Annotated in this window: 18 protein-coding genes; 8 read left to right on the plus strand and 10 right to left on the minus strand. The window is 50.6% G+C overall.

Features of this window, described 5'->3' with window-relative positions; genetic code table 11:
- Positions 1-696, minus strand: coding sequence for a hypothetical protein (locus tag BUB30_RS33195; RefSeq protein WP_143165185.1), 696 nt, complete (start codon positions 694-696; stop codon positions 1-3).
- Between the two features lie 201 nt (positions 697-897).
- Here BUB30_RS33195 and BUB30_RS33200 point away from each other — a divergent pair, with 201 nt between their 5' ends.
- Complete coding sequence (locus tag BUB30_RS33200; RefSeq protein ID WP_073143143.1) at positions 898-3,273, plus strand: GAF domain-containing protein; 2,376 nt, start codon at positions 898-900, stop codon at positions 3,271-3,273.
- A 31-nt stretch (positions 3,274-3,304) separates the two neighbouring features.
- Positions 3,305-3,835: a hypothetical protein gene (locus BUB30_RS33205; protein ID WP_143165186.1), complete on the plus strand. Its 531-nt coding sequence runs from the start codon at positions 3,305-3,307 to the stop codon at positions 3,833-3,835.
- 88 nt (positions 3,836-3,923) lie between these two features.
- On the opposite strand, the gene BUB30_RS33210 is transcribed toward BUB30_RS33205, so the two are convergent.
- Positions 3,924-4,463 carry a TlpA family protein disulfide reductase gene (locus BUB30_RS33210; protein ID WP_073143477.1) on the minus strand — a complete coding sequence of 180 codons (540 nt, stop codon included), beginning with the start codon at positions 4,461-4,463 and terminating at the stop codon, positions 3,924-3,926.
- A gap of 198 nt (positions 4,464-4,661) precedes the next feature.
- On the minus strand, positions 4,662-5,249 hold the full coding sequence (locus BUB30_RS33215) for a nitroreductase family protein (protein WP_073143147.1): 588 nt from the start codon (positions 5,247-5,249) through the stop codon (positions 4,662-4,664).
- A 46-nt stretch (positions 5,250-5,295) separates the two neighbouring features.
- Here BUB30_RS33215 and BUB30_RS33220 point away from each other — a divergent pair, with 46 nt between their 5' ends.
- A complete protein-coding gene (locus tag BUB30_RS33220) occupies positions 5,296-6,051 on the plus strand; it encodes a hypothetical protein (RefSeq protein ID WP_073143148.1) in 756 nt (251 codons plus the stop codon).
- 59 nt (positions 6,052-6,110) lie between these two features.
- On the opposite strand, the gene BUB30_RS33225 is transcribed toward BUB30_RS33220, so the two are convergent.
- Positions 6,111-7,217: an amidohydrolase family protein gene (locus BUB30_RS33225; protein ID WP_073143479.1), complete on the minus strand. Its 1,107-nt coding sequence runs from the start codon at positions 7,215-7,217 to the stop codon at positions 6,111-6,113.
- Between the two features lie 173 nt (positions 7,218-7,390).
- Between BUB30_RS33225 and BUB30_RS33230 the strand changes: the two genes are divergently transcribed.
- Together BUB30_RS33230 and BUB30_RS33235 are read left to right on the plus strand one after the other, a co-directional pair.
- The gene (locus BUB30_RS33230) at positions 7,391-8,500 is read left to right on the plus strand and encodes a tetratricopeptide repeat protein (RefSeq protein ID WP_073143150.1); all 1,110 of its coding nucleotides are present in this window, start codon (positions 7,391-7,393) and stop codon (positions 8,498-8,500) included.
- Positions 8,497-9,402, plus strand: coding sequence for a diacylglycerol/lipid kinase family protein (locus tag BUB30_RS33235; RefSeq protein WP_073143152.1), 906 nt, complete (start codon positions 8,497-8,499; stop codon positions 9,400-9,402). Before BUB30_RS33230 ends, BUB30_RS33235 begins: the two co-directional genes overlap by 4 nt.
- Before the next feature lie 49 nt (positions 9,403-9,451).
- On the opposite strand, the gene BUB30_RS33240 is transcribed toward BUB30_RS33235, so the two are convergent.
- Positions 9,452-9,928 (minus strand): RDD family protein, encoded by a 477-nt coding sequence (locus BUB30_RS33240; protein WP_073143153.1) that lies wholly within the window; start codon positions 9,926-9,928, stop codon positions 9,452-9,454.
- A 105-nt stretch (positions 9,929-10,033) separates the two neighbouring features.
- Between BUB30_RS33240 and BUB30_RS33245 the strand changes: the two genes are divergently transcribed.
- Together BUB30_RS33245 and BUB30_RS33250 are read left to right on the plus strand one after the other, a co-directional pair.
- On the plus strand, positions 10,034-10,552 hold the full coding sequence (locus BUB30_RS33245) for a DinB family protein (protein WP_073143155.1): 519 nt from the start codon (positions 10,034-10,036) through the stop codon (positions 10,550-10,552).
- Positions 10,553-10,609: 57 nt separating this feature from the next.
- A complete protein-coding gene (locus tag BUB30_RS33250; protein WP_073143156.1) occupies positions 10,610-13,147 on the plus strand; it encodes a M14 metallopeptidase family protein in 2,538 nt (845 codons plus the stop codon).
- Positions 13,148-13,215: 68 nt separating this feature from the next.
- Here BUB30_RS33250 and tpx read toward each other — a convergent pair whose 3' ends face one another.
- The 5 genes from tpx to BUB30_RS33275 all read right to left on the minus strand — a co-directional run bounded on the left by tpx (position 13,216) and on the right by BUB30_RS33275 (position 16,318).
- Positions 13,216-13,716, minus strand: coding sequence for a thiol peroxidase (gene tpx / locus BUB30_RS33255; RefSeq protein WP_073143158.1), 501 nt, complete (start codon positions 13,714-13,716; stop codon positions 13,216-13,218).
- A 79-nt stretch (positions 13,717-13,795) separates the two neighbouring features.
- The gene (locus BUB30_RS33260) at positions 13,796-14,281 is read right to left on the minus strand and encodes a regulatory protein RecX (protein WP_073143160.1); all 486 of its coding nucleotides are present in this window, start codon (positions 14,279-14,281) and stop codon (positions 13,796-13,798) included.
- Positions 14,282-14,403: 122 nt separating this feature from the next.
- A complete protein-coding gene (locus BUB30_RS33265; protein ID WP_073143161.1) occupies positions 14,404-14,931 on the minus strand; it encodes a YcxB family protein in 528 nt (175 codons plus the stop codon).
- A gap of 51 nt (positions 14,932-14,982) precedes the next feature.
- Positions 14,983-15,840, minus strand: coding sequence for a carboxylating nicotinate-nucleotide diphosphorylase (nadC, locus tag BUB30_RS33270; protein ID WP_073143163.1), 858 nt, complete (start codon positions 15,838-15,840; stop codon positions 14,983-14,985).
- A gap of 76 nt (positions 15,841-15,916) precedes the next feature.
- Positions 15,917-16,318: a DUF4783 domain-containing protein gene (locus BUB30_RS33275; protein WP_073143165.1), complete on the minus strand. Its 402-nt coding sequence runs from the start codon at positions 16,316-16,318 to the stop codon at positions 15,917-15,919.
- A gap of 168 nt (positions 16,319-16,486) precedes the next feature.
- Between BUB30_RS33275 and gpmI the strand changes: the two genes are divergently transcribed.
- A complete protein-coding gene (gpmI, locus tag BUB30_RS33280) occupies positions 16,487-18,013 on the plus strand; it encodes a 2,3-bisphosphoglycerate-independent phosphoglycerate mutase (RefSeq protein ID WP_073143167.1) in 1,527 nt (508 codons plus the stop codon).
- Positions 18,014-18,024 lie beyond the last annotated feature (11 nt).

Genomic DNA, 18,024 nt, shown 5'->3' on the forward strand with positions numbered 1-18,024 from the left:
TTATTTTACAACGGCGCTGAAAACGATGTTCACCTTCGTGTAGTATACCGTGGTGATGCCTTCAAATCCAGAGTCCGTTCCCACAAACAACCATATCTCACCGTTGCTATTGCTGCGGCCAATAAACGGAGCGGCATTGGATGACGCATTGGTGCGGGTAATGAGTGCGTAGTCCGTTGAACTTTCGGTGGTAGCAATGTTGCCCAGCACGGTGGACATGACACCGGCACTGTTTTGATTTCCTTTGTCGAGGTTGAAGGTATACTGGTTGCTTTCGATCACCTTCTTGGGTTCCATCCCCGAAGCGCCGGCCTTGAGAAACACACTTTCACCGGGTGCACCGCCTACGCCACTGTATCCTTTGGGGGCGTTTGAGGCCAGTTCCACGTCAAACACGACCGTGTAGTCCGTGTTGGGGGAGAGACCGGTCACTTTCTTCTTCATGAACATGAACAGGTCATCGCTGTGGTTATTGCCCGACAGCATGATGGATTTCCCACTGCCCACGCTGGCTGGCCGGTCGGTGTAGGCAAATTTTAATTCATAAAATGTAGAATCGTCTGCACCGGCTGGGAAGTCCGAAAAATCGGCTTGCCAATCATTTTGCGAGACGGCGAAGTCGTAGCTATAGGACGTCACCAAAATGCTGCCATTGTCATTCGACATGCTGCACGACGCCAATACAATCGATAACATGATACCCAAAAGCTTACCGCACGTTTTCATATTCTGTTTTTCATAGTCATAGACACGGCCCCCTGTGCAAAGGTTGGAAGCCCGCGCTCCTGCAAGCAAGATCCACCCCAGACTAAATTTATAATACTTACGTCATCTATAAGAGAACTCAGACTTCAAAAGTATCGTTTTACCGACTATATTATATTGTTTTTAGCGCCTATGCAACATTCTACACTCCCCGGTAACTTTCCCTTTCGCTCCAAGCTCAGCCTGAAGCTGCTCATCGAATATTGGGAGCAGACCATTGCACAAGGCAACGTGCCCGATTTTGCAAAGAACATGATGGCCTACCTGGATGATGCGCCGGAGTTGCGGGGACCCATCGAAGATTTTGCCATTGTTGAAAAACACAGAACATTTATAAACTTTCTGATGTCGGCGGTGTTGCCCCCGGCAAACCAGGACACCGAACGCGCCGCGGCCATTCTTCCTTTCCAATTCAAATCCATCTACAGCACGCGCGCCTTCGACAGAACGCTCGACATGAAGCGCATCGAAGAAATGGTGGTCACCAATTTCCCGGACAATCATATGACCCTGGGCAAGACCGTGAAAGCCTGTTTGCTGATCCTGGAAAAATTCTACGGCTGCAAACTCGATATGGACAAACCCATTTTGTTCACGCTCCGCGACCCAAAGACCAATCTCGACAGAGTATATAAAGTAGAGATCAGCCACCAGTTCTGCGAGATCATTTGCACGACCACGCCCAAGCCCATCGAAAAACATGTGCTGAAATTTTTGATGGAAAAGATCTACGACGTCGATCTGTGGCTGCAATACATCCGCCCGGAGGATTATGAATTCCAGGGCTTTATCGAAATGAGACTGATCGATGTGACGGAGCAGGAAATGCTGTCGTCGATAAAATACGATCTGCTGAAAAAGAACGCCGTGGTGCGCGAGGAAAGCTTCTCGGCTATCCAACAGAAATTGCGCTCACTTTTCGGCATCGAAGAAATAAAGCTGGGCATTGCCTACATGGACGCCAGCAACAACATCATTCTCAACAACGGCTCGTCGCAGTGTTGGAAGAGTTTGGCCGACCGCCCCTCCGACCGCCCCTGCGATGACTATACCGGCTCGGTCTATGAAAGGAGCTGGATCGAAAAACGTTATGTAACCGTAGAGAACCTGAAGGAATATCCGTTCCCGTCGAAGGTAGAGGAAGCGTTATTGGCCAACGGCATAAACAACATTTTGCTTGCACCCCTGATCGATGAAGGGGAAACCATTGGCATGCTGGAGCTGGCCACTTCTACACCCGGGAAACTCAATCCGGTAAGCGCCCACAAAGTGGAGAACGTGTTGCCGATGTTTACCGCGGCCGTGAAGCGTGTCAAAGAAGAAATGTCCACCGAAGTTCGGGCGCTGATCCAGGAAGAGTGCACGGCCATTCACCCCAGCGTACAATGGCGTTTCTTCGAAGCCGGCGTGAAGCTGATGAACCAGCGCCGTCACGACGAGAAAGCGATCATGGAGGAAATTGTTTTCAAGGATGTGTATCCGTTGTTCGGCCTGTCGGACGTGCGCAACTCGTCGATCGAGCGCAATAACGCGATCCAAAAAGATTTTCAGCAAAACTTGAAACTGGCCAAAGACCTATTACAGAAAATTTATGAGCAGAAAAAGCTGCCCCTGGTGGAAGAAGTGATCTTCAAAACCGAGGAGCAGCAACAAAAAATAAATCGCGGTCTCGCTTCCGGCGACGAAAGCAATGTGATCGAATTTCTGAAAACAGAAATTCACCCGCTGATCCAGCATTTTGAAGAAGACGATGAACTGAAGAAGCACATCGTGCGCTACCGTGCACACCTCGATCCTATATTTGGCGTGGTGTATAAGCGACGGAAAGCTTTTGAAGAAGACCTGGCCCTCATCAACCGAACCATCGGCGACCACCTGGACGAAGCGGAGGTGAGTGCACAGGAAATGTTCCCCCACTACTTCGAGAAGTATAAGACCGACGGCGTGGAGTTCACCCTCTACGTTGGCAGTGCGCTGGTAAAAGGAAAACCATTTGATGCATTCTATCTGAAGAATTTTCATTTGTGGCAATTGGTCACCATGGTCGAGATCCATCGCAAAATGGAAGCCCTGAAGCCCCGCTTGAAAAACCACCTGGACATCACCCAATTGATGTTGGTGTATGATCAACCCATCTCCATCCGTTTTCGCGCCGATGAAAAACAATTCGACGTCGACGGTGCCTACGACATTCGCTATGAGATCGTGAAGAAGCGTATCGACAAGGCACACATCAAAAACACCGGCGAGCGCCTCACGCAACCCGGCAAGATTGCCATTGTGTATAACCAGGCAAAAGTGGAGGAAGAGTATCGCCGCTATTTCCACTATCTGGCCGGTAAAAAGCTGATAACCGGTGAGGTGGAGGACTTGGAATTGGAAGAGCTTCCGGGCGCCACGGGCCTGAAGGCCTTGCGCATCCAACTAGCCGAACCCGAAAAAGAGTTCATTTCGAATCAAAAAGACGATTTGCTGAAGGACATAGAAGATGCGCTGAGACTTCATTAAGTGAGGCCAGTTTGTTATCTTCGGAATGTTTATGAAACGGCTCGCCCTTCTTTGCTTCTTATTGGTAACGATCTTTTCCTGCAAGGAGATCTCGTATAAAGAGCCTCAACCGTCTGGCAAGGCGACCCTCAAGACCGTGCCCGCGGAGCTTCACGGCATGTATGTGCTCTCGGACGACAAAGAAACCTCAAAAGACACCCTGATCATCACCGCCAGTGGCTACCGCGTCGTGAGCGACCACAAGGAAAGTCCGCTAGGGGATAGTTTGGTGTTGAAGTACTACAAAGGGTATTACTTTTTGAGCATCAATGAAAATCCTGAGTGGCTTTTGCGCATCGTGAAACGCCAACCCAACGGCGACCTGGCCTATTTTTCAATGGACACTGAAGAAAAAAATTTCAACCAGCTGTTGAGGAATCTTACCAAGGAAACGACCGTCGATTCCGTTGTCATAAAAGGTGAGAAACTCTACCAAATCAATCCCTCTGCCCACAAACTCATGAAGCTGATCAAGAAGGGTTATTTTAAAAAGGCCCTGATCATGAAGAAGATGAATCCGTAACGCGGCCCTTCTTTAGCGTTCTTCACGACACAAAAAAAAGACGACCCAACAAGGGGTCGTCAAGAAGATCAGGAACTATTAAAAGAGCTTACTCAAGCACAGCTTCCACGTCGTCCATTTTTGCGGTCGTAAACTTTCCGGAGGTTGCGTGTATAATTTTCCCGTCGGCGTCCAACACGAAGAAATAGGGAATGTCTTTCTTTTCGAAGTCGAGGGCTTCCTTGTAAGGTTTTAGTTCACCGCGATAAAAAAGAATATAGGGGAGGAGTTGCGGATCGATATTTTTTATGGCTTTGCGCTTGGCCGTGCCGGTGGCCGCTGCATTCACACCGGTGAACATGGGGACGAAATAGACGTTCACATCATAGGCAAAACTGGACATAAGCCCTTTGTTTTTTTGGATGAATTTTTCGAACACGGGTTGGAACCAGGAGTTCAGTTCGTCTTCGGATTTTTTGGAATACGCCAATCCCAGTAATGTGTATTTTCCTTTTACATCTTGCGGAAGTTTGACTTTTTTGTCCTCCACGGTTTCTGCTTCCATGTCGGGGAACATTTTACCCGTCACCTGCGCAAAGGAAGAAAGGGCCAAAAGAAGCCCCATGAACAACAAGCCTGATTTTTTCATAACGTAGTTTTGGTTTGAATTTTGGAAGGTACTAAAACCGCGCCAGAAGAACGGTTGTGTTCCTTTGGTCAACGCTTTTTGCGAGATGTAAAGCAAAAGACGCAGTTGGATGGTGTTGCGAAGCTTTCATGTTTTTCACCGCAAAGACGCGGAGACTCAAAGTCTTTACGCGTCAGTGCCTTTGCGGAAAAAAAATCTTTAGTGCACCCATTTTATTTTCTCCGCAACGGGTTTGCGCCTTCCTTCCGGAAGTGGTCCCTTGGGAATGCCCACGTGAAAGAACCCGATCAGCTTATCGGCTTCGCCCCAACCGAAGAATGTTTTTGCTTCTTCAAAATACGTAACACCTCCCGTGCTGAGATACCCACCGACGCCATAGGCAGTGGCCGTGAGATACATGTTTTCGATCGCGCAAAAAACCGCGCCGACCTCTTCAATCTCGGGCACGGCCTTCTTCTCGTCGCGCTTCATGCCGATGGCAATGATGTGCGATGAAAGTAAGGGCTTGGAGAGCAGACCCTGGTATTTGTCTTCGCTGAAAGTCCCGCTGGAGGTGGTTACCTTTTTGTATAACTCGGCCTGAAATACTGCGAGTTGCAGAATTCCCTGGCCGGTGAAGACCACAAAGCGCCAGGGCTCGGTGAACTTGTGTGTGGGTGCCCAGTTGGCGTTGTAAAGCATTTGTTCAACAATGGCATCGCTCACGCGGGCGCCACTATATTGCGCCTGGAACACGGAACGGCGGTTTTTGATGAGCGCGTTGACAATATCGGGATCAATATTCATTTGTTTTCTTTTTCATAAATTTACAAGAATCAAAACGTTTTATAGCATGCAAAAACTTCTACTCTTCATCTTAGTAACGATCGCCATAAGCGCTTGTGCGCCGGTCTATGTGCCCAACATGCGCAACTCGCCGTTGTTCCGCAAAGCGGGAGAGTTTCAAGGTTCGGTGCAATTTGGTAACGGCCTGGACGCGCAAGCAGCCGTTGCGGTGACCAACCACATCGGAGTGATTGGCAACTTTTCATTTGCCGACCATACCAGTTACGACAACAACAACAATCCGAATAACAACGACGACTATCACAAACATAAACTGCTGGAAGGAGGCCTTGGCTACTACCAGAATGACGGCAATTGGTGTTTCGAAGTGTTTGCCGGCTACGGTAGAGGGGAAGGCTCCAGCTACGCCAACTATGAATTTTGGCAAACAACAACAGCACGATCGACTGGAAAGTATGAGCGCTATTTTATTCAACCTGCTTTTGGATACAACAAAAAGATTTTTCATTTCTCCATTATACCGCGCATTTCGGTTGTGAATTTTACGGAATTTTCAAGCGATGCCACCACTTCCACCCCTCCCGTTCATCTGGGCAGCGATCCAAGGGTATTTATTGAGCCCGCTTTCATGGGCCGCGTAAACCTAATGGATAACCATATGTTTTTTTGTTTCCAGGCCGGCGTCGCTGTGCCCGCAGCCACCAGTGTTTATTTTGAATACCGCTGGTTTCAATTATCCACCGGCATCGGCTTCCGCATCGGAGGATGGAAACCGGAGGCCAAAACAGACTCTTCTAAATAAAAAAAAACGCCGCCTCAAAAGGGCGGCGTTTTTTTTATAACAAACTTTCTTAACCCCAATTATTTCGGGAACAAGCTGGCATCGATGTTGGGAATTACTTTTATGGCGTTCTTGTAATAGATCTTTTTCAACACGTCGTCGGGAAGATCAAGGCCATACATCCTCCAGAAGGCGTGATAGCGCTTGTGATAAGGGAAATAGTCATCGGCTGTTTCCAGCACGCGGAAATACGTCGCGTACTCTTCGGGCACCCACGAATCTTTGCCAAACATGACACGGTCCTGGTACTTGATCAGGAACGCGCGGCCTGCACGCGGCTGCCGGCCCAATTCGGCGATCACGGCGCCGAGTTCGCAATACATGTTGGGCATCTGATCCAGCAACGTGCCAAGTGTTTTCAGATCGTTGGCATACCAGCCCATGTGCGCGTTGATGAATTTTGTCTTCGGATGTTTTTTGAACATGCGATGCTGTTCGTCAATGACCGTTTGCCACGACGTAGTGTCCGTGTCGTGTCTTCTGCCCGGGTGAAGTTTCAATTCCAGCCAGCGCTCGTTGTTCTTGTCGATGGGTTGCCAGAATTGGCTGGGGTCGGCGCTGTGGATAAACACGGGGATGCCCAGTTGACCGCATTTGTCCCAGATGGGATCGATGCGCGGGTCGTCGATGTGGATGCGCCGGCCTTTGCTGTCGACAGCAAACAGTCCCAGGGTTTTGTAGATCTTCAAACCGTTGGCGCCTTTCTTCACGTCATCTTCCAGTTGCTTGAGCATGCGACCCTGCCATTCGGGATCGTCGATCGCGGCAAAGTCCATGTTGGTGAAAACAATGAGCCGCTTGGGGTTGGTCTTCTTCACGTTCTCCAGCGACTTATCTAAATGTTCGGTGCTGCCCCGGCCCCGGCCACTCAGGTTTACCATGACGGCCATGTTGAGGATGTCCATTTCCCGGAGCAGGGCATTGAGGTCCTGCGTGGGCATGTTGAACTGATGGTTGTGCACATCGACAAATGGATATTTGGCACGCGTTAGCACGTGCTCTGGGACCACCAGTGTCGACGGCGGATCATAGTCTTCAAAATCCATTTTCATGTCCAGTGGCCTTTCCTGTGCACAGCCCGCGATCGCGCTCAGGATGGCGAAGGTGCCTATGTAGATTTTTTTCATGTTCATGCTAAAAAAGTTGCCCTGAAGATAACGGGAATCGCGAAAGCGTGGATAAAAATTTTTCAGGCGGACCAAACCGTATTTAAGACATAGCGCCACCGATTTCGCCGTGTGATGCAGGAGGCGCCGGATTTATTTTTATCTTGGGGGTTGATTCATCCTAATCTTGCGACATGAGAAAGTTCGCCTTCATTTTTTTAGCACTCCTTATTTTTTACGCCGCGCGCGCGCAAGACCCGCAGCTCGAATCGGCCAAAAAGAAGCTCCAGGCAAGCGATTTTGCCGGCGCCAAAACGGAACTGACCAAGATCATCGACGCCAACCCGAAAAATAAAGCAGCCCTCAACCTGCGCGGCCAGGCCAAGGCAGGGCTCGAAGACTTTTATGGCGCCATTGGCGACTACAATTTTGCCCTGGAAACAGATTCCACCTATGCCGAAGCCCTCAACAATCGGGGTGAAGCCAAAATGTCGCTGGGCGACGATGAGGGTGCCATTTTGGATTTTGGAAAGGCGTTGAAATTCAACCCCAAACTCGTGGATGCCTATACCAACCGTGGCCTGGCAAAATACAATGTGGAAGACTTGCAGGGTGCCTATTTCGATTTTTCAAAAGCCCTGGAACTGGGACCCGTGGATGCCGACAAATACTTTAACCGCGGCGTGGCCAAAGCCGAACTCGGCGAATTTGTGAGCGCCATCGACGACTACACCAAAGCGATCGAACTGGACAAAACCGACCCAAGCCTCTACAACTACCGGGGTGTGGCACATTACAATGTGGGCAACCTCGATCAAGCCATTGCCGACTACGACGAAGCCATAAAACTGGAGAGCAAAGACCCGCAGATGTACGAGAACCGCGCGCTGGCCAAAGGGGCAAAGCAGGATTTTAAAGGCGCCGTAGACGACTACACCAAAGCGATCCAACTCAACCCCGACGAGCCTGAAACCTATAACCTGCGGGGCGTCACTAAATACAGCCTCGAAGACCAGGACGGGGCCATTGCCGACTACACCAAAGCGATCTCCCTGGATGCCACAAACCCCGTCTATTTCGACAACCGGGCATTGAGCAAGACCGAAAAAGAAGACTATGCCGGCGCCATGGAGGACTACTCGGCGTCCATCGAATTATACCCCAACGACCCCGAAACTTTCTACCAACGCGGATTGGTAAAATTGAGCATGAACAACAAGTATGATGCATGCCTCGATTTTAAACGGGCCGAAGACCTCGGCTCGGCCGATGCAAAAACCGCGATCAAGAAAAATTGCAAGTGAAAGTCGCAGTTGTGCTCAACGGGATCTCATTGGAGAAAGATAATTTCTACCGAAATTATTTTCCAGCCATTGCCATTGTCAGCCCGCCGCAGGTTTTTGAAACCCGTTCCGCCAACGACGCGGTGGCCCTTGCCTCAAAAGCAGTAGACAAACGCTTCGACATTATTTTTGCTGCCGGGGGCGACGGCACCCTGAACCAGGTTGTCAACGGGGTACTTCAGGGAAGGGAAGATGCATCGAATTTGCCAGCCATCGGGGTCATCCCCATCGGAATAGGGAACGACTTTGCGCGGGGCATGGAAATAAAAGCCGAACCCGCAGAGCTGACACAGCTTATAAAAAATTTTAAGCCCACCAATATCGATGCGGGCATCGTGCGGTTCACCACGAAGGAAGGAAACGAGGCACAACAATATTTTGTAAACATTGCCGAGTTGGGCATGGGACCAGAAGTGGTGCGGAAGGTGCTGGCGAGCGACCGGATTTTTGGTTTGGGCATGTCCTATTTTCAGGCCATAGTAGCCACTTTTTTCACCCACAGTGCCGTGGAGGTGAAACTGGTCGCCGACCAGTGGCATTGGCAAGGCAAACTGCGCACGTTGGCGATTGCCAACAGCAAATATCTTGGACACGGCCTCTGCATAGCGCCGCATGCCATACCCGACGATGGCATTTTTGAGGCGGTGGTCTACGGCAAGGTTTCCTTGTTCGATTTTCTCCGCCACTCCAGCACGCTGAAACAGGGAAAGAAAGTGGAACACCCCGAGGTGACCTACCGGCAGGTGCGGCGTATAGCCATGACGTCGGCAACAGAATGCCCGATCGAGGCAGACGGCGAACTTTTGGGATGGCTGCCGGCCAGCGTGGAGATGCTGCCGCGGAAGTTGAAATTCCTGATATAAAAAAAGCCGGAACATTCGCCCCGGCTATTTTCTTAAAGCAGATTAAAGTCTATTTTCTTACGACCAGTGCACTGGCGATCATGTCGTGAAGCGCTTGCTTTTTGTCTGTGAAAGCGGCCATGATGTAACCGATCAAGGCAATATAATACGATACGATCTTGCTCAGGTTCCTCACGATGGCTTTTCCAAACTCTACTTTGTTGCCGTCCATGTCGGTCACCTTTATGCCCAACGCCAGCTTGCCAACGGACCCTTGAAATTTGGAAGATTCCATGAACGAATGATAGAGGATTTGCAGGATCCAGAAAACGATTTGATACAACACAAAAAAGGCCATGAAGGTGGCGACGAAACTCAACGCGGCGGCTTCATCGCCCGATTCGAGTTCTTTTGCCCGGGAAACGATGCCGACGCCAAAGACGGCGAGCACGGGCATGACGAGAATGAATTGAACGCAGCCCAAAATAAGTCCATCGATAATGTAAGCCACGAACCGCAGCCAGAAGCCAGCATAATTTGTATTCATAGAGGTAAAGGGATTGGTTTATTAAAGCTAATGATAAAAATCATGCGCACAAATGCCTGACGTTGGCCGATCTCTGTTAAATTTAGGGCCTCACCGAAAGCGGTCATGAATAAAAAACTTCAAACACGATTTGACCGGCTTACACTGGACCAGCAAAAGCTTTTACAAAAGCTGTCCGCCCTTTCCGAAACGCAATTGAACACAAGCCCGCCAGGCAAATGGCCGATAAGTTATATCGCGGCACACCTCATCACCTCCGAGCGTTTGTCGTTGCTGTATATGAAAAAGAAGTCGCAAGGGATATCCGGCTTGCGAAATTCAGGGATGGTGGAGGAAGTTAAAATGTGGGTGTTAAAGCTGTCGCAACGCTTCCCCTTTAAATTCAAAGCCCCCGGCTACCTGGTGGAACACACGCCAACCAGCGAGCCACTGGCCGACCTGGCTCAACGTTGGAACGCCGAACGCGGGAAACTCCGAAAATTCCTGGAGGAGATAAAGGATGAAGACCTCTATAAACTGGTCTACAAACACCCCGTGGCCGGCCGCCTGAATGTGTTGCAGGCGCTGGATTTTATGATCGAACATTTTCATCACCATTTACCACAGATCAATCGCCTCCTGTAAGAATTCAGGCTGGACCATCGATCGCTTTGAACATCTTTCTACGTCAAATGTATTTCTATGAAGAAAATTTACTTGCTCGCTTTTTTGCTGATCACCGGATCCTTCGTTCACGCTCAAAAACTTCTTAGTCCGAAAGAATTTTTGGGCTACGAATTGGGAGACCGGTTCACCCGTCACTATAAAGTGATGGAATATTTCAAACACGTGGCCGACGTCATGCCCAACGTGGAGTTGATCACCTATGGCGAAACCTACGAACACCGCCCGCTGGTCTATGCCGTGGTGGCCTCGGCGGAGAACTTTGCCATCCGGGAACAGATCCGCCAGGACAATCTGAAACGCGCCGGCCTGCTGGAAGGCTCACCCAGTGCCGACAAGAAAGCCATCGTGTGGATGAGCTACAACGTGCACGGCAACGAAGCCAGCTCGCTGGAAGCGGCAATGTGGACCCTCTATGACCTGGCCAACCCCACCAACACAAAATCACAAGAGTGGCTGAAAAACACCGTAGTCGTGCTCGACCCTTGCATCAATCCCGACGGCCGCGATCGCTACGCCAATTTCTACAACCAATATTTTAACTCACCGGCCAACAGCAGCGGCGACGCCAAAGAGCACCGCGAACCCTGGCCTGGTGGACGCGCCAACCACTACCTCTTCGACCTGAACCGCGACTGGGCTTGGGAAACACAAATCGAATCACAGCAACGCCTCAAAGTATATCAGCAGTGGATGCCGCATGTGCACATCGACTTTCACGAGCAGGGATACAACGAGCCCTACTATTTTGCGCCGGCCGCGGAGCCCTTTCACGAAGTAATCACCCCCTGGCAACGCGAATTTCAAACCACGATCGGAAAGAACAACGCCAAACATTTCGATGAACACGGCTGGCTGTACTTCACAAAAGAACGTTTCGATTTGTACTACCCCAGCTATGGCGACACGTACCCGACCTACAACGGAGCCATCGGCATGACCTACGAACAGGGTGGCGGTGGCTATGGCGGCCTCAGCATCCTTGGCGAAGAGGGCGACCCGCTGACGTTGAAAGACCGCATTGCACACCATTACACTTCCGGATTGTCGACCGTGGAGATCACGTCGTTGAATGCGACGCGTGTGGTGGATGAGTTCGAGAAATACTTTCGCGAGAACAACACCGCCCCCACGGCGCCCTACAAGACCTATGTCATTAAAGGCGACAACAACATCGACAAGCTGAATAAGATCACGCGGTGGATGGACACGCATGCCATCAAATACGGTCACCCGGCTGCCGGAAAAGCCAGTCGCGGATACGAATACCAAACCCAAACCACCGCATCGTTCAACCTCACCACCGACGATATCGTGGTGAACGTCTATCAGCCCAAATCAAGATTCATCACCACGGTGTTCGAACCGCAGTCGAAGCTCTCGGATTCGGTTACGTACGATATCACCGCGTGGAATCTCATGTACGCCTATAACCTGAAAGCCTACGCCGTGAACGAGCGCATCAATCCCGGCAAGGCATACCAGCCTAAATCAGCCAACAATGCCACGGTGGCGGCTGCGCCGTACTCCTACATTTTCAAATACCAGAGTCTGAACGATGTTGAATTGCTTGCGGGCTTGTTGAAAGCCGGTGTCCGGGTGCGTTATGCTGAAAAGTCATTCACGGTGGGGGGTCAACTGTTTGACCCCGGCACGCTCATCATCACCCGCCGCAACAACGAGAACACGAGCGACTTTGATAACACGGTCGTGAACCTGGCCAAATCGCTCGATCGTAAAATATATACATCCACCACCGGCTTCGTGGATAAAGGCTATGACGCCGGTTCGCCCGAAATAAAATTTATGAAGGCACCGAAGATCGCGGTGTTGTTTGGCGAGCAAACCTATTCGTTATCGTCGGGCGAGATCTGGCATTTCTTCGAGCAACAAATTCATTACCCGATCACGCAGCTCGGCACCGAATATTTCAAGAACGTGGATTTGAGAAAATACGATGTGCTCATCGTGCCCGAAGGAAACTACAGGCTGTTTGATGAAATGGTGTTGGAGCAGGTTTCCACCTGGGTGTCCGGGGGCGGCAGGCTCATCGTGATCGCCAACGCTCTGAATGCGTTTGCCGAAAAGAAAGGCTTCTCCCTGAAGCCCTACACGACGGACAATGAAAAGAACGACGTAGAGAAAAAAGAGAAAGACTGGAAAGAAAAAGAAGCGCTCATACGCTATGAAAACAGCGAGCGCAACCAGCTTTCCGATGCCATCTCGGGCGCCATCTACAAGGTGACGCTCGACAGCTCGCACCCGCTGGCGTTTGGTCTGAAGGACACCTACTACACCTTAAAAACCAACGAGCTTCGCTTCGGCTATTTGGAGCACGGCGGCAACGTGGGCATCATCAAAGGCAAAGCGAAGCCGGTGCAAGGCTTTGCCGGAACACGCATCAACAAGAAACTGGACAACAGCCTGGTGTTTGGTGTGGAACAGAAAGGACAAGGTTCGGTGGTCTACCTGGCCGATAACCCGTTGTTCCGCTGCTTCTGGGAGAATGGAAAATTGTTGTTCTCCAACGCCGTGTTTATGGTGGGAAATCACTAAGCGAAATCAATAAAAAATGCGTTGCCATGCATAGATACTGCACGGCAACGCATTTTGTTTTTATGTCTTTATTGAATGGCCTTCAAGGCGCCGTCATAGTCGGGCTCCTGGCCAATGGTTGGCACCAGCTCGGTGTACTTCACCGATCCGCTTTTGTCGATCACGACGATAGCACGCGCCAGCAGACCGACCATTGCACCGTCAACCATCTCCACACCATAGGCGGTGGAAAAACCAAGGTGGCGGAAATCCGACAAGGTGATCACATTGCTGATGCCCTCGGCGGCGCAAAAGCGTTTGAAGGCAAAGGGCAGGTCCTTCGCGATGCAAAGCACCACGGTGTTGGCGAGCCCGGCCGCGCGCTTATTGAACTCACGCACCGACATGGCGCAAACGCCCGTGTCGATGCTCGGAAATATGTTCATGACGATGTTCTTGCCGGCAAAATCTTTCAGTTTCACTTCTTTCAAGTCGTTTCCAACTAACGTGAAATCGGGTGCGCTGGTGCCCGCGGCGGGCAGCATGCTGATGGTGTTAACGGCGGTCGCGCCAAGTTTTGTTTGTGCCATTTCGGTATCTAAAGTTTAAGGGTTCGAAAGAAAAGATTAACAACGTTGAAATTTATATTGTTTAAAGTCGATGATTTGGTCAGGGTTTGTCCTTCACGAGCTGCTTCACAAATCGCCACACCAACTCAGGTTCGTATCCTTTCTGAATAATATACTGCGCCACCTTATCACGTTTCACAAAGGCGTTGTCTTCGTCCAGGGCGGCAGATTTTTTCTCCACCAAGGCTCGCAGGGTGGTTTCATACTCGGCGTCGTCGATCTCCTTTAAACCCGACTTGATACAATTCTGTGTGAGTCCCCGGGCTTCCAGTTCGTGCACGATCTTGATCCTGCCCCATTGCTTCATTCTGAACTTGCCGCCGGCAAAGGCTTTTGCAAAACGCTCTTCATTCAAATAACCTTCGGTGATGAGGTGCGAGAGCAGTTCGTCCACTTCGTTTCCATAGAGGCCATAGCCATACAGTTTGTCCTTTACCTCCTGGTGGGACCGCTCCTGGTAAGCACAATAGTGATAGATTTTTTGCCGGGCCTCGGCAACGGAAAGTCTTTTAACGGGCTTCTGCACAACCTAAAATTAAAGTACGCCACGCCCTAAAGCAAAAAGGCCCGAAGGCCTTTTTAAAAACTTGAAAATCGACAAGCAAAACCAAGTGCGAAAAACGCATACAACGCTTTGCTTGTCTTCTTTTATGCTTTTGATTTCTCTTTTTCTACCGGTTTATCTTTTTCGATCTCCTTCACCAATCCTTTGCTTCTCAACACACTGCCCACAAACTTGCGCTCGTTGTCGCTGTTGAAGATCTTGAAAGGCCAATAGATCAACTGCGCCTTGTTCACAAAAAGGACATAGTGATCAGCGCCTACCTCCGCGCTCTGGATCTGGTCCCACTTCAACGGCATGCCCTCGCGGGGATTGAGCTTCATCAGGATCTGCTGGCTGCTGATCTCATACGAGAATTTCTCAAACAACATTTTGCCCTGCTCCAATTGGGTGACGCCATAGAACTGGATCCACCAGAAAAGCAAATAGAGACCCACGCCCACAAACGCTCCGATGAACCACCAGATGGATTGCGCCCCGGGTATGGCATAGCCCAGGCAAATGACCAAGGCACCCACGGCGGCCATCCAGCCTTGTTTCTTTAACACTCTTTTCAGGGCCAGGCTGATGTACAACTTCTTTTCCAGTTTGTAATTTTTCGTTTTGACTATCATAACTTTTAATTCACCAAAAATTTATTTCTCAATACTCGTTCGACCCCTCCATCAAAAAGCCTTCAAACTCAAGTCCAGGCTTTGGATGGAATGTGTGAGCGCACCCACCGAAATAAAATCCACGCCGCATTCGGCGACGCTGCGAATCGTTTTTTCGGTAATGCCTCCGCTGGCCTCCGTCTGGCAGCGGCCGCCGATAAGCTTTACGGCCTCGCGCATTTGCTCCACCGTCATGTTGTCGAGCATAATGACATCTATGCCCCCGATCTGGAGCACTTTTTCGACTTCCTGCAGATTGCGGGTCTCGACCTCGATCTTCAGGGTTTTATGCGAGGCGCGAAGATAGTCTTTTGTTCGAAGGATTGCCGCTTCTATGCCGCCGGCCATATCAATATGATTGTCTTTGAGCATGATCATATCGAAAAGCCCGATCCGGTGATTCAATCCGCCGCCAATCAGCACCGCCCATTTCTCCAAAAGCCGGAAATTGGGTGTCGTTTTGCGGGTATCCAGCAGCCGCGCACGGGTGCCCGCCACCAGCGAAGTGAGGAAATGGGTTTTCGTGGCAATGCCGCTCATGCGTTGCATGCAGTTGAGCACCAGCCGTTCGGTGGTGAGAATAGAACGGGCCGAACCCTCCACGGTAAACGCCACATCGCCTTTTTTAACCGAAGCGCCGTCGGTGAGGTTTATCTGAAGGGTGAGGGTGGGGTCGAACGTGTGAAAAATCACCTGCGCTAACTCCACGCCGGCCAGAATTCCATCGTCTTTTACCAGCAGGCGGGCTCTTTTGCTGGCCCCTTCGGGGATGGCCGCCAGGGTGGAATGGTCACCATCGCCCACGTCCTCCGCCAGGGCGGATGAAATGAAGCGGTCAATAAAAGCAGGGGTGATGTAAGGTGGTCGCACCGTGCAAAAATAGAAGAGAGATATTTAGGAACACCCCCCGGAGATGAATTTTTGATGCGATGGCGTAGATCCGCCCTTATTCCTTGGCAAACGAGATCTCGTGCACCAGTTGTTGGTTGTTCACCGGCTTGATCTTCATAAAAACCCGGTAGGTCTCTGCCCCGCTTTTATACTGGCCAATGGCAAACGGCTGCCCTCCCCGGGAAGATCCCTGGTGGATGATGTTGAATTCTTCGGGCGGATGTTGCTTGAAAAAATCGCGGAACACAAACTCGGCCTGGGCCTTGCTGTAGGACTGAACCGTGCCTTCCAGGGTCACATCAACCGTTTGATTGAGGTATTTGGAAAGCTCTTTGGCACTGCCGGCCTGGATGGTTTCTTTCACCTGGTTGATCACATCCGCCTGAGCCATCACGGAAACGGCCTGGAAACTCAATACAACGAAAACTATGGATGAAAAAAATCTGTTCAATTTCATAGTGATAGGATGAGGCTAAAATTATGCCATTGTCGAAAGATAAGGAATTCTGTTTAATCGCATGGTGAAGGCGAAATCGGCCGGGAGAACCTAACAACTGTAATCTTGCAATCCTGATTATATTTACGCCCTGATTTTAAGTCACCCGGCACACAAAAAATAATTCCCATGAGTAAGAAAGTTTTATTGATGATCCTGGACGGATGGGGCATCGCGACCAACAAAAAAGTATCGGCCATCGACAACGCCAAAACGCCTTTTATCTCTTCTTTATACGGCAAGTACCCACATAGTAAGCTCGAAGCCTCGGGTCTGGCCGTAGGGTTGCCTGCCGGCCAAATGGGCAATTCTGAGGTAGGTCACATGAATATCGGCGCAGGCCGGGTGGTTTACCAGGACCTGGTGCGCGTAAACAAGGCCATTGAAGAAAAAGAACTTGACAAAAACCCGGTTTTGCTGGAGGCTTTTGCCTACGCAAAAAAGAATAACAAAAACATACATTTCATAGGTCTCGTGTCCGATGGCGGCGTGCACTCGCACATCGACCACCTGAAAGGCCTGGCCACCATCGCCCAAAACAACGGCATCAAAAACCTCTTTATCCACGCCTTCACCGACGGCCGCGACACCGATCCGAAAGGCGGCCTGGATTATCTCAAAAACCTGACCGACCATCTCTCCAAGACCACCGGCAAACTCGCCAGCATCGTGGGCCGCTACTATGCCATGGACCGCGACAAGCGCTGGGAGCGTGTGAAACTCGCTTATGATGTGATGGTAAATGGCATCGGCGAAAAAACCACGGACCCCCTGAAGGCCGTACAACAATCGTACGACAACAACGTGACCGACGAATTCATCAAACCTATCGTGGTGGTGGATCAACAGCAAAAGCCCGTGGCCACCATCCAACAGGGCGACGTGGTACTTTGCTTTAACTTCCGCACCGACCGCGGCCGCGAAATCACCGAAGTGCTCACCCAACAGGACTTCCCCGACCACGGCATGAAGAAATTGCCGCTCTACTACATCACCCTCACCAACTACGACGAGTCGTTCAAAGATGTGAAGGTGATCTTCCACAAAGACAACCTGGAAAAAACCCTTGGCGAAGTGGTAGCCGACGCCGGCAAAAAACAGATCCGTATCGCGGAAACCGAAAAATATCCCCACGTAACCTTCTTCTTCTCCGGCGGCCGTGAAGTAGCGTTCAACGGAGAGTCGCGTATCCTCTGCCCGTCGCCCAAAGTGGCCACCTACGACCTGGCGCCCGAAATGAGCGCCAATGACATCAAGGACAAGATCATTCCCGAACTGGAAAAGAAAGCCCCCGACTTCATTTGTCTCAACTTCGCCAACCCCGACATGGTGGGTCACACTGGCGTATTTTCTGCAGCCGTAAAAGCCGTGGAAACCGTTGACGCCTGCGCTCAAAAAGTGACGGAAGCGGCCCTGAAGAACGGCTACTCCACCATCATCATCGCCGACCACGGCAATGCCGACATGATGATCAACGACGACGGAACACCAAACACGGCTCACACCACCAACCTGGTGCCCTGCATTTTGGTAGACGACACTTACAAGGGAAAACTGAAAGACGGCAAACTCGGCGACTTGGCCCCGACCATCCTCACACTGATGGGCATTCCCATTCCGCCGCAGATGACCGGCACCGTACTTGTTGACAAATAAACCTTTCTCCG

The sequence above is a fragment of the Chryseolinea serpens genome (assembly GCF_900129725.1).
Classification (GTDB): Bacteria; Bacteroidota; Bacteroidia; order Cytophagales; family Cyclobacteriaceae; genus Chryseolinea; species Chryseolinea serpens.

Excerpts from the sequence above, each read along its gene's own strand:
- BUB30_RS33195 (WP_143165185.1), bottom strand. The coding sequence starts at position 696 with ATGTTATCGATTGTATTGGCGTCGTGCAGCATGTCGAATGACAATGGC.
- BUB30_RS33200 (WP_073143143.1), top strand. The coding sequence starts at position 898 with ATGCAACATTCTACACTCCCCGGTAACTTTCCCTTTCGCTCCAAGCTC.
- BUB30_RS33205 (WP_143165186.1), top strand. The coding sequence starts at position 3,305 with ATGAAACGGCTCGCCCTTCTTTGCTTCTTATTGGTAACGATCTTTTCC.
- BUB30_RS33210 (WP_073143477.1), bottom strand. The coding sequence starts at position 4,463 with ATGAAAAAATCAGGCTTGTTGTTCATGGGGCTTCTTTTGGCCCTTTCT.
- BUB30_RS33215 (WP_073143147.1), bottom strand. The coding sequence starts at position 5,249 with ATGAATATTGATCCCGATATTGTCAACGCGCTCATCAAAAACCGCCGT.
- BUB30_RS33220 (WP_073143148.1), top strand. The coding sequence starts at position 5,296 with ATGCAAAAACTTCTACTCTTCATCTTAGTAACGATCGCCATAAGCGCT.
- BUB30_RS33225 (WP_073143479.1), bottom strand. The coding sequence starts at position 7,217 with ATGAAAAAAATCTACATAGGCACCTTCGCCATCCTGAGCGCGATCGCG.
- BUB30_RS33230 (WP_073143150.1), top strand. The coding sequence starts at position 7,391 with ATGAGAAAGTTCGCCTTCATTTTTTTAGCACTCCTTATTTTTTACGCC.
- BUB30_RS33240 (WP_073143153.1), bottom strand. The coding sequence starts at position 9,928 with ATGAATACAAATTATGCTGGCTTCTGGCTGCGGTTCGTGGCTTACATT.
- BUB30_RS33245 (WP_073143155.1), top strand. The coding sequence starts at position 10,034 with ATGAATAAAAAACTTCAAACACGATTTGACCGGCTTACACTGGACCAG.
- BUB30_RS33250 (WP_073143156.1), top strand. The coding sequence starts at position 10,610 with ATGAAGAAAATTTACTTGCTCGCTTTTTTGCTGATCACCGGATCCTTC.
- tpx (WP_073143158.1), bottom strand. The coding sequence starts at position 13,716 with ATGGCACAAACAAAACTTGGCGCGACCGCCGTTAACACCATCAGCATG.
- BUB30_RS33265 (WP_073143161.1), bottom strand. The coding sequence starts at position 14,931 with ATGATAGTCAAAACGAAAAATTACAAACTGGAAAAGAAGTTGTACATC.
- BUB30_RS33275 (WP_073143165.1), bottom strand. The coding sequence starts at position 16,318 with ATGAAATTGAACAGATTTTTTTCATCCATAGTTTTCGTTGTATTGAGT.
- gpmI (WP_073143167.1), top strand. The coding sequence starts at position 16,487 with ATGAGTAAGAAAGTTTTATTGATGATCCTGGACGGATGGGGCATCGCG.